The 12,641-nt window shown below is 49.6% G+C and carries 6 protein-coding genes; 4 read left to right on the top strand and 2 right to left on the bottom strand.

Annotated elements, in window-relative coordinates:
- The first annotated feature begins 54 nt into the window (after positions 1–54).
- Entirely contained in the window at positions 55–8,100 is an 8,046-nt protein-coding gene (locus AC55NX_RS06500; protein ID WP_496995001.1) for an amino acid adenylation domain-containing protein, read from the top strand.
- A 173-nt stretch (positions 8,101–8,273) separates the two neighbouring features.
- Here AC55NX_RS06500 and AC55NX_RS06505 read toward each other — a convergent pair whose 3' ends face one another.
- Together AC55NX_RS06505 and AC55NX_RS06510 are read right to left on the bottom strand one after the other, a co-directional pair.
- On the bottom strand, positions 8,274–9,263 hold the full coding sequence (locus AC55NX_RS06505) for a DMT family transporter (RefSeq protein WP_496995002.1): 990 nt from the start codon (positions 9,261–9,263) through the stop codon (positions 8,274–8,276).
- 7 nt (positions 9,264–9,270) lie between these two features.
- Entirely contained in the window at positions 9,271–10,491 is a 1,221-nt protein-coding gene (locus tag AC55NX_RS06510; RefSeq protein WP_496995003.1) for a tetratricopeptide repeat protein, read from the bottom strand.
- 126 nt (positions 10,492–10,617) lie between these two features.
- Here AC55NX_RS06510 and AC55NX_RS06515 point away from each other — a divergent pair, with 126 nt between their 5' ends.
- From AC55NX_RS06515 to AC55NX_RS06525, 3 genes are all read left to right on the top strand, one after another.
- The gene (locus AC55NX_RS06515) at positions 10,618–11,496 is read left to right on the top strand and encodes a LysR family transcriptional regulator (protein WP_496995004.1); all 879 of its coding nucleotides are present in this window, start codon (positions 10,618–10,620) and stop codon (positions 11,494–11,496) included.
- A gap of 173 nt (positions 11,497–11,669) precedes the next feature.
- On the top strand, positions 11,670–12,230 hold the full coding sequence (locus AC55NX_RS06520; protein WP_496995005.1) for a hypothetical protein: 561 nt from the start codon (positions 11,670–11,672) through the stop codon (positions 12,228–12,230).
- A 1-nt stretch (position 12,231) separates the two neighbouring features.
- Positions 12,232–12,627 carry a hypothetical protein gene (locus tag AC55NX_RS06525; RefSeq protein WP_496995006.1) on the top strand — a complete coding sequence of 132 codons (396 nt, stop codon included), beginning with the start codon at positions 12,232–12,234 and terminating at the stop codon, positions 12,625–12,627.
- The last annotated feature ends 14 nt before the right edge of the window (positions 12,628–12,641 follow it).

Here is a 12,641-nt window from a genome sequence, read left to right on the forward strand (position 1 = left end):
ATTTTATCCGCGTGTTTGAATTTTATTTATCAGAATGTGTGAGTGAATATCAATATGAACGATAACCATAAATCCTCTATTCAGTTAGAGCGAGAAAGTCATTTGGCGCTTCCATTATCATCGGCTCAAAGGGGAATCTGGTTTGCTCAGGAGCTGAAGCCCGATGCTCATGGCAAATTCTTTAAAATTACCGAATATCTGGAAATATCCGGTGTTGTTCAGCCGGATATTTTTGAGGTGGCTATCCGCAGAACTGCCAGAGAGATTGAATCCTTTCAACAGGTTTTTGAGCTAACGCCTCAAGGGCCGAAACAGCGGTTTGGTGTTGATCCGGGTTGGGAATTACCCATTTTGGATTTTCAGGCTGAATCTGATCCACAACAAGCCGCTAAAGCATGGCTTGATGCCGATTTGGCCCGTCCCTTTGACCTTGAGCAGGGGCCTCCGTTTTCTTTTGCGTTGCTCCAACTTGGCCCTGAACGCTTTTGGTATTACGCCTGTGTTCACCACTTGGTTCTGGACGGTTTTGGTGGGGTTCTTTTATCCAGCCGGGTGGCTGAGATTTATTCTGCTCTGGTGGCAGGAGAAGAGCCACCGGCCTGTCAGTTTGTCTCGTTGGCTGAAGCGATCGAGATCGAGCAGCAATATAAAACATCGAAACAGTACCTGCGAGACAAAGAATATTGGCAGGAGGTTCTCAAAGATCGTCCGGCTCCCGTCAGTTTATCTGACAAACAAGCACCATGTACCAATATTATCCGCAAGCAGATGTACTTGCCGACATCCACTAACCGGATGTTAAGAGAACTTGCGGTTGAATGTAAAAGTCAGGTGCCGCAATTGCTGATCGCATTAATTGCAATTTATCTGCATCGCATCACGGGGGAAGATGATCTGGTTGTCGGTTGCCCGATGGTGGCCCGAACCAATAAGAGACTCCGTTTATTCCCCGGCATGGTTTCCAACGTGCTGCCCTTGAGACTCAATATCAGCCCCGAGGATACGCTCGTGGAGATCGTCTCTCAGGTCAAACGTCGCATTCTCGGTGCCGTTCGTCACCAATGTTACCGTGGCGAAGATCTGGTGTCCGATCTTGGAATTCTGACCGAGAGTGAACAACTGTTCTCGACCGATATCAATATCCTGCCGTTTGAATACGAAATGAAATTTGGTGAGGCTCCGGTCAATGTGAATAACCTGACCTTGGGGCCAATTGATGACCTTTCGATCAACATCTGTGATCGGGGGCCTCAACAGGGTCTGGAATTGTGTATCGATGCCAATGCCGCTTTGTATAGTGAAATGACCTTGGCTTCTCATTTCTACCGCCTGATGCACTTCTTCTCTTGTGCTGCTTCTGAATCGGCACTGACTGCGGTGAATCATTACCATCTGCAAATGCCGGAAGAGGCGTCGATGATTGATGCATGGAATCAAACTCAAATTGCATTCCCATCGGCACAGTATGTCCATGAATTATTTGAACAACAAGCCAGTGACGAGCCGGAACATATTGCTTTGATGTGTGCCGGAGAAAGCGTCAATTACGGTGGCTTGAACATTCGTGCCAACCGCCTCGCTCACTATTTGCGTCTGGTCGGTGTCGGTCCGGAAAGCCGGGTTGCTATTTGCTGTGGTCGGGGACCTGACTTGCTGATCGCCATGTTGGCAACGCTGAAAGCGGGTGGTGGATATGTGCCGATGGATCCAGCGTATCCGGCAGAACGTTTGCAGTACATGCTTGCCGATAGTGATCCGATTGTAGTGTTGACCGATGGTGTGATTGATCTCAGTGGTTTGGTGGCAGAGACATTACCGGAATCGCGGCTGATTCATACCCAACAAGATCGGGGTTTATGGTTTGAACAGCCGTCGTCAAATCCGACGGTCAGTGATCTCGGTCCCGAAAATCTCGCTTATATTATCTATACCTCCGGCTCAACCGGTCAGCCGAAAGGTGTGATGGTTGAACACCGTCAATTGCTGAATTTGGTTAACTGGCATAACCGGGCATTCCATGTTCAGCAAGGAACTTGTGCTTCAAGTGTGGCTGGTCTCGGGTTTGATGCGGTTGTCTGGGAAGTGTGGCCACCATTAAGTGCCGGTGCAACATTGACCATGCCATCACTTGAAGCCTCTCGTGATCCCGAGCAACTGCTCAATTGGTGGGTTGAACAACCGATTGAAGTCGGTTTCTTACCGACACCGATTGCTGAGCTTGCCTTTGCCCGTCAGGTTGCCCCGAAGACATTACGGTATCTGTTGGTCGGTGGTGATCGGCTGACGCGCCAACCGGATAAATCGGTCTCTTTTACGCTGGTGAACAATTACGGTCCGACGGAAACGGCGGTTGTTGCGACATCGGGCGCGATTCGTGCTGCGGATGATGTGCTGCATATCGGCAGCCCGATTGCAAATACACGCATCTATATTCTTGATGAATCGTTCCGCCCCGTACCACTCGGTGTGACCGGTGAAATCTATATCGGCGGCAATAGTGTCAGCCGGGGATATCTGAATCTTCCGGAGATGACCGCAGAACGGTTTTTAGCCGATCCTTTCACGGATCAGCCAGAGAGCAAAATGTATCGTACCGGGGATCTCGCTCGTTGGCGTTTGGATGGGACGATTGAATATCAGGGCCGGAATGACAGTCAGATTAAAATTCGTGGCTTCCGGATCGAGCTTGGTGAAATTGCAACGGCTTTGCAGGCTTGTCCGGGAGTTCAGAGTGCCGTTGTTACGGTGTTGCACGCCGGTGAGTCATCCGAGCGTTTAGTCGCTTACTACACCAGTCAACGCAATGTATCGATTGAGATCGAAGCGTTGAAGCAGCGCTTGAGTGAATCACTGCCCAGCTACATGGTGCCGGCTGCATTTGTCGGGTTGGATGCCATTCCGCTGACGGCAAACGGCAAAGTCGATTACCGGGCGTTACCTGAGCCGGATGCGGATGCGTTTGTTCACAGTCATTACGAAGCGCCACGCGGCAATGTCGAACAGCTACTGGCCTCAATCTGGCAATCGTTGCTCAACGTTGAGCAAGTGGGACGGCACGATAATTTCTTTGAACTGGGCGGACACTCACTGTTGGCGGTACAGTTGATCGAACGGTTGAGACATCACTATTACCATCTGGCGATCAAATCGCTGTTTACCACACCGACACTGGCCGGTCTGGCGCAAACATTGAGTCAGTCATCGAAGACCGAGCGTCAGGTACCTGCAAACCTGATTCCGGCAGGATGTACGCAAATTACTCCGGAGATGCTTTCACTGGTGGAGCTGAGTCAGTCTCAGATCGACGCCATTGCTGCTTCCGTTCCCGGCGGGGCAGCGAACATTCAGGATATCTATCCGCTGGCACCGTTACAGGAAGGGATTTTATTCCATCATCTGTTGGAAGAAAAAGGCGACCCTTACATTACGCGAGCGATCAAAGCTTTCGCCAGTCAGGATGAGTTGCAACAGTTTGTTGATGCACTTCAGGCGGTCGTCAAACGTCATGACATTCTCAGAACCAGCCTCGTCTGGGATCAGCTTGATGTTCCTGTTCAGGTGGTATGGCGTGATGCAGTGTTGCCGCTGACCCCTCTGACCCTTGACGGTCCGAACATGGTCAAAGCAATTCAGCAACGATTTGATCCAAGCAGTACCCGTCTGGATGTTCATCGGGCACCGATGATTGAAGCCTATCAGGTTGAAGATGCCGCAGAAGGGCGATGGCTACTCTGCTTGCTGATGCACCATTTCTGTCTTGATCACACCACATTAGAGCTGATGATGGAAGAAGTGCAGGCGCATTTGCTCAACCGGGTGGAACAACTGCCAGCGCCACTCCCATTCAGAAACTTTGTGTTTGAGAGCCGCCTCGACAGTGATCCGGAAAAAGAGAGCGCTTACTTTTGTGAGCGTCTCGGCGACATTGATGAACCTTCTGCGCCATTCGGCTTACTCAATGTGCAAGGCGACGGTCACGAAATTCATGAACTGCATTTACCGGTTGATGATGATCTGTCTCAGTTGCTGCGGGAGCAAGCGCGTCGTCAGGGGGTGAGTGCTGCCAGCCTGTTCCACTTGGCTTGGGGATTGGTGGTACGTGCCACGACTGGCCGTGACGATGTGGTTTTCGGCACGGTGCTGTTTGGCCGGATGGCCGGTGGTGAAGGTGCTGACCGGGTGCTGGGGATGTTCCTCAATACATTACCGCTGCGTTTGTCGCTGTCTAATGAAACGGTCACGGAAGCGGTTCAGTATACACACAGACATTTGGCTGAAATGCTGGAGTATGAGCATGGTTCATTGTCTCTGGCTCAGCAGTGTAGTGGCGTCGCACCACAAACCCCGCTGTTTAGCAGCTTGCTCAACTATCGTTATGACGGGGGCAACAGTCAGACCGGGATTGACACCGGACCGATGAATCTGCTGTTTACGGAAGAGCGGACTAACTATCCGATTACGCTGTCAGTGAATGATAATCCAAAACACGGGTTTTCTTTAGATATTCAAGTGGATGAAAGTATTGGTTGCGAACGTGTCGGTGCGATGGTCACGCGTGCTTTACGTGAGTTGACTTCTGCGTTGGAAGATGAACCGAAACGGTTGATTCATTCGTTGAATATCCTGCCGAAAGATGAATACCGGAAATTGATTAACCAACTGAACGCAACGCGAACTTCCGCTGTCACTGACATCTGTGTCCACCGACTGTTTGAACAGCAGGCAGCCGAGTATCCGGATATGATGGCGGTGGTGAGTGACGCTCAGAAACTGACGTATCGTGAGCTGAACCGGCAAGCCAACCGTCTGGCTTATTATCTGCGGTCTTTCGGAGTCGCTCCCGATCAGCGGGTTGGCCTCTGTTTTGACCGTAACACTGATCTCATTGTTGCGATGTTGGCGACACTCAAGGCCGGTGGTTGTTATATTCCGATGGATCCGACTTATCCTGCCGATCGGTTGCAATACATGGTTTCGGACAGTCAGCCGACATTGATTTTGTCTGACGGCATCCTCGATACGGAAACGATTGTCGGCAAAGCGGCAATCCGAGTGATTAACGTCAGCACCGAAATGTTTATGTGGCGCGATTATCCGGCTACCAATCCGCAATCTGAGCACATTCGACCGGATCATCTGGCCTATATCATTTACACCTCCGGCTCAACCGGACAGCCGAAAGGGGTAATGGTTGAACACCGCAATCTGGCGAATCTGGTGCACTGGCACAACCGGGCGTTTGAGATTAAGGCCGGTACTTGCGTTTCCAGTGTGGCAGGTGTCGGTTTCGACGCGACCGTCTGGGAAGTCTGGCCGCCACTTTGTACCGGGGCACATGTGATGCTGCCGACCCTCGATATTTCCCGCGATCCGGAGCAGTTACTGGCGTGGTGGATATCACAACCGATTGAAGTGGGGTTCTTGTCCACACCGATTGCCGAACTGGTGCTGTCAAGACGACTTGAACACCCGACGCTGCGGACTTTGTTAGTCGGTGGTGATCGATTGAACCATCATCCACATCCGGAGACATCCTTTACGCTGGTCAATAACTACGGGCCAACTGAAACTACCGTGGTTGCAACGTCGGGCGTGATTGAGCCGACAGACGATTTATTACATATCGGTTCACCGGTCGATAATACCAGTATCTATATTCTGGATGAGTATCAGCAACCGGTACCGTTCGGCGTCAAAGGGGAAATTTATATCAGCGGTAAAAGTGTTGCCAGAGGTTATCTCAACCGCCCCGAAATGACGGAAGAACGTTTCCTCAATGATCCGTATTCTTATGAATTCGGAGCCCGGATGTATCGCAGTGGCGATTTAGGCCGTTGGACTGCCGATGGAACAATTGAATATCTGGGACGCAATGACAGCCAGGTTAAAATCCGGGGTTTCCGGATCGAACTGGGAGAAATCAGCGCCTGTATGAGTACCCATCACGGGGTCGCTGAAGCCGTCGTGATTGCCGCGAAAACACAGAATAATGATCAGCGCTTGCTGGCTTACTATGTCGGGAATGCGCAGACAGCGCCACTGCGGGCATATTTGTCTGCTCGTTTGCCGGATTACATGGTGCCTGTGGCTTATGTCAAACTCGACCAGATTCCGCTGACGCCGAACGGTAAGGTGGATCGGAAATCACTGCCGGAGCCGGAAGCGGATGACTTTGTCACGCAGGTTTATATTCCGCCGGAAGGTGAAGTGGAAGAGACCATCGCTGCGATTTGGCAGCGCTTGCTCGGGGTTGAAAAAGTTGGGCGCAATGACAGCTTCTTTGAATTGGGCGGTCACTCACTGGTTGCGGTACAGTTCCTCAACGAAGCCCGTCAGCATGGTTATGAACTGACACTTTCGACACTGTTTTCTGCATCCCGGCTTGCCGATATTGCCGATTATATCCAGCGTAGTTCCGAGGTGTTGATTGAGCATGCGGTGGCACTTCGTCCGGCAACCGATGATCAGCGGCCACTGTTCATTGTGCCGGAAGCCAGCGGGGAGATGCTTTATTCGCCCTTACTGACTTCTTATATCGATAAAGATATTGCTGTTTACGGTCTGGTCGCACCGGCGCGTAATACGCCACCGTTCTACACCATTCAGGGAGCCGCGGCACGCTACACCAGAATTATCCGTGAAACTCAACCGGAAGGACCATATCGGATGACGGGAATTTCGCTGGGCGGCACGCTGGCTTATGAAGTCGCCAGACAACTTCTCGGACAGGATCAGGAGATTGAATACGTCGGTGTGATTGATACGACGGCAGAGAAAGCCATCGTCCCGCGTCATGTAGGTGAAGAAAAACTGACTGAAGAGCAGAAGATTCTGCTGATGAGTAAGGAGATCTACGATGGTCTTGCGTACGATATCTATGGTTTGGCCGAATCGGAAAGTACGCTGGAAGAGGGCATGACGTGGAAAGATCACTACCGGATGGCCAAAGATATGGGCATGTTACCTGCCGGGTGGACAGACACGTATTTCATGAACTGGATGCAGCACCGCGAGGCGTTAATCCGGGCTGAATATGAGTACAAAAATCTCCCCATCGATATCGACCTTTATGTGGCGGAGCTGCGTCCTGAAGGGGAAGCGGCCGATGTTGTCCCTTATCTGCGTTGGGATCGCTTCTTGCCGGAGGCATCGATTCGTCCGACGACCATTCCGGGTACAACGCATTATCACTTGATTGTTGAGCCCTATATTGGCTATCTCGGTCAGGCGATTTCAAACGATCTGCATGATCGGGAGAAAGCCTATGCCGCAGGTAAAGTGATGCGCAATGCGGAATATGACCCGGTCGTGACCTTGCAAGAAGGCCATGGCAACGGGCCGACGGTATTGTGTATTCCCGGTGCCGGCGTCAATGTGTGTGCCTTTATGGGATTGGTGCAGTCTATTGAATCAGACTGGACTGTGCTTGGCTTCCAGCCTCGTGGTCTGAAAGGCAATGATATTCCGCATACAACGGTTCAAGCTGCCGCAGCTTTTTATCTGAAAGCACTGGCGTCGAGAACCTGTATCGGGCCGATTCATATCGTCGGACACTCATTCGGTGGCTGGGTTGCTCTCGAGTTGGCCGCACTGTTGGAAGCAGAAGGCATTCAAGTGGCGTCACTGACCATTGCCGATTCTGAAGCACCGGATGCGACGCCGCGTGAATACAGCGATTTGTCGGCCCTGATGCTGCTCATCGAGCAGTTTGAGCGACAAGGTGCGGCTTTAGGCCTGACAGAGCAAGACCTGAAAGGTCTCAATCACAGAGAAAGGTTGATGCTGGTTCATGGTTATCTGGTTGAGCAAGGCGTGTTGACGGGCAACACCGGTGTGGATGATTTGGATGGAATTTTCCGGGTCTTCGCGACCAACATCCGAACGCATTATCAGCCAGCGGTACAGCCGAACGCAGTGGTTAATCTGGTGGTAACACAAGATATGAAAGCCGGTGTCAAAGAAGCCTGGCAGGAACAATCACGCAATCTACATTGCATTGAGAGTCGAGCTGATCACTTTAGTTTGCTCAGACCGCCTTTTGTGAATTTGATTGCGGATATCATGCAGCCGACATTCCGTACTTTGGTGACGGACATCTAAACGAACTTTCAGCGTGAAGCATCATTCAACCTATTGCCCACCGATCGGTGGGCAATTTTTTTGAACACTGATGAGATGACTGGAAGACTCACCGCCGAAACGTGTCTTTCCGTTCAACACTTGTCCGTTCAACAATTTATCGCTCAAATCTTCCGGTGACCTTATACGATCACTTAGCGCCCCTGAGCGGCCAGTAACGGATCGGGTGTTATCCGGCTCGACTTCGAGCGCTCTGGTCGGTTACAGAGTAAAATCCCCACAATGGCAAGCAAGCCACCGACACCCATTAAAACACTGAGACGCTCACCGAGCAGGAGCGCACCCAGCGAGACTGCTGCGATGGGGTTGAGTGCGATAAAAGCACCTGCCCGGGTTGCACCAATCTTCTCAATGCCACTGTAGTACCAGATATAAGCAAGCGCTGACCCGACAACACCCAGATAGCTGAGACTCATAAAGTCCTGAACATGGATCGATGCCAGTGTCCCGGCATCAAGCTGACCGCTGAACAGCGTTGTCAGTGTGAGCATCGCTGCACCGGCTAACACCGAGTAAGTTACCGTATGCAATGGTCCTATGGTTTGTACGGTTCGTTTGCCGAATACACTATAGGCAACCCAACTGAGCACGCAGCCGACAAGCATCAGATCACCGAGCCCCGAAGATTGTGTCTGAAGCACAGCCTGAGGGGATTTGCTGATAATCACCATGGCAGCCCCGACGATACATAAGGTAATGCCGCATAGGCGCATGGGTGAAAAGCGTTCTTTGTGGAACAGAAAAGAAGCGATGGCAATCATGGCAGGATTGGCGGCAACGATCAGCGAGGCACGGGAAGCACCGATATGTTGTAACCCATAAAAGAAAAACAGATTATAGGTATAGATGCCACAAAAACCGAGCCCGAACAGCACACAGACTTGCTTTTTGGTGATGCGGATAAAGCCTTTTCCGGTCAGGATTAATACCAGCACCAGTGTCGCACCGGCCAGTAAGAAACGCAGTGTTGCAGAGACGAGTGGCGGAATTTCCGGATTGATCGCCCGTCCGGCAACAAATGTTCCGCCCCAGATGACAGAAACCAGCGCGAGTTTGAGATAGATACCGGAGTGGCGAGGCTGACTGTCATGTGGCAGAGGATGGCATTCTGTTGTATGGCTCATGTTTGATTTAACTCGCTATGTTGAGGGCGTGCTGTGCGTGTTGTTCCGCATACACTTTGGTCAGGCGGAGGACGTCACGCTGTGCATTACTGCCACCGATGAGGTGCCAAGATTGCTGGCACTGTTCCAGTTCAGATAAACAGGTTTGATACTGTCCGAGAGTGAACTGATGAATGGCTCTTAAAATGGCAACACCAGTCCGGTGCGTTTGTGGGTCAATCCCGAACCCGTCACATTCAGCAATGAGTTTTTCAATCAAAAAAGGTTGTTGGGTGGCAGAAAATGATAAAGCTGCATGGAGCTTGTGGAGATAAGAGACTGAATTTTCAATCACACCAGTCCATAGTGTTGCGAGCCTCTGCCACTGTTTCTGCCATTGTTTTTGAGATCCCTGATCGGTGTACTTCAGATGCAGTCGCCATAAAAATCCGACCGCATCGAGATCCTGTTTCGCAAACGGCGTTTCTTTCATCGCGCATAAGGTGTGAAAGGTCTCTAAGGCAGCCTCCGGCATCTGGTTTTGTTCGTAGGCAATGACAAGGTGCCAGCAGATATGAATCTTCATTCCGGGATTATTCATCCATGACGAGGCCCGGTGATTTAAGAATTCGATGATTTGTTGCCATTGTCCGGTTTCGTGTAAAGCGTGGGCAATTGCGTGGATACCGTAAACATTTTCCGGACGGGTTTCGATAGAATCCCAGCCTGCGGCTAATGCTTGCTCGTATTGCTGACATTCACATAGTACGAAAGACTTGATAGCGAGATAGAAAGGATAGAGCTCATGGGTGCGGGACAAGGCTGATTCACACTGTTCCAGCATATCGATCAAACGAGTGGTTCGGCCGGTACAGAACTCAAACATATGTAAGATATACAGCGCAATCACATCGGTCGGAAACCGCTTTAAGTGAACTCTCATCAACGTATAAGCTTGTTCGTACTGAAACCGGGTCCAGGCTTCACAAGCCTGATAGATGAGTTTGAATTCCGGTCTTTGGATTTCACGCCAGTTCATTTGGGCAAGATGTAAGTTAAAACGATAAAACTCTCGGATTTCGCAACTGGTTGTGCCGTCAAATCCGGCCAAGAGCTGATAAAATGTCTGCTGCGTTTTATTCTTTGGCTGACAATGTGTGGGAATTTCCTGAAAAGATAAAAAATAGCCGTTAATTTCCGGCCACAGAGATGAAACGCCATCCGTCGAGCGTTGTGATTGATGAACCATACCACCACTCCTTTGTCATCATTGTTTTTATGGTGTAGACCATAGAAAAGATTTGATTCATATGGTTTTATATAGTTATCGATATGATCACTCATAAGGAAATGAGCATTTACTCATGAGACTGGTATGACATTAACGCAGTTGGAAATATTTTCGGTTTTATCGGATAGCCTGCATTTCACGATTGCGGCCCAGCGGCTCGGCATTTCCCAATCCGGGGTGTCACATGCGATCAAATCCCTGGAAGATGAACTTGGGGTGAAACTGTTTCACCGTCATCAGAGCCGTGTCGAGCTGACCGATATCGGGGCCCGGCTGTTAGCGCGCTCACGTACGTTACTGGGTGTGGCAGAAACAATGCGTCAGGAAGCGACAGATGCACAGGGGATGAAGCAAGGCATGTTGCGCATTGGTTCGTTTGGCCCAACCTCGTCGGTCCGCTTGTTGCCTCATATTATTCACCAGTATCAACAAAAATTTCCGGGGATCGAAATCTATGTTGATGAAGGGCCGGATATTCAGGTGACTCAGTGGTTGAGAGAGCGCCGGGTTGATGTCGGTTTTGTGGTGTTGCCGGAAAATGATCTCGATGTATTCCCGCTGCTCGATGATCAGATGGTTGCCTTACTGCCTGCGACACATCCACTGAGCCGGCTTGATGCCGTGACGTTATCGTCACTGTGTTACGATCCGTTTATCTTGACGGGAGCGGGGTCCGGAGAGTGGGTGATTCGTCTGTTCCATGCCGAAAAGCTGCGGCCGCAGATCCGCTACCGCACGTCCCAGTTGCTCAGTATTCTGTCACTCGTCGAAAGAGGTGATGCGGTTTCCGTCGTGGCGGAATCGTCGTTGCCTGATTGCGATTCGGAGCATTATGTTTGTCGGCCATTATCTCCGCCAATCAAGCGGCGCATTGGTCTGGCGGTATTGGACAATCATCAGGCTAGCCCGGCCGTTAAAGCATTTATTACCCTTGCACAACAATTGCATTCGGTGGGGGCGTAATTGTGTGTTCTATTCCGGAAGGTCAATGATATTGGGTGGTATTCTTCCAACCGGTATTATCAAAAAATATTTGGAATAGCCCTCATATTTAGAACTTTCTATAAAGAAAATATGAATGTAAGGGCATATTATAATGTTATTTACTGATTAGCACGGATATAACTAGATAGCACATGTCAAAAGATGCTCATCAACATAGAAAGTCTCATGCTCCTGTATTCATTACTAAAAACATTGATAAATCAACGCCCCTTCTTGCAACAGCCTTTGCTAACCAAGAGTATCTCAATTGTACGATTGAATTCATGGTTGGAATTCAGAAAAAATATGATATTAAAAAAAAGTTAAGTGAGTCAGAGAAGAAGTCTGTAGCCCTTTCAATTTTCTTGGACGTTTCTCATGCCTTCGAAAGTCTACAGGCGGGCTTCCCTTTTAATCTAGTGACAGATAGTGGATTCAGTGGAGAAGATTTAGTTTCAGATCTCATCGGTTTTTATAGAGCCGTGAATCCGGGAGGAAATTACATAAGATTGTGTCAACCGGTTAGAAAAGAAATCGCACTAAAGATATGGGACACTTATGGCCCAGTAGGTAACAATAAAAACCATTCTACCTCACCTTATTTATATCCCATTCCTCCCAATACTGGACGCATAACTCGTGGACGACTTCCTCCTTTCTTAAATACAATAAAACCTGTCAAAGAAGGTGAATTATACCAGGTGGTACATTGAGATGAGTAAAAAGTCATATGTCACGATTTCTATCGTATTTGTATTGATCCTGTCGATTTTTATTTATGCCTTGATGATGCAGTTTGCTGAAGATCGCCAATACAACCAGAATAGTCTCGACTATCTGATTTTAACGCCTGAAGAGATTGTAGGTATAAAAGAACTCTGCCAGACCGAGCCTCAGTTTAGATATAGTTCAGCGGATGGGCCTAAACCGATGATGACGCAGCTAGAGTGTCACCTAGATACAAAAACATTACTCCCATACTTATCCCAGAAACAATACGTTGGAGATAGTCATCACAGGATATACAGAAAAGGGACATCTGAAATTGTACTGAGCGATGTCCGGGATGGTGCAGTACAATCTTTAATGTTTCTTGAATACATGCAGTAATGTTGTGTAGTTGA

The organism is Vibrio rubrogenes (assembly GCF_059641415.1).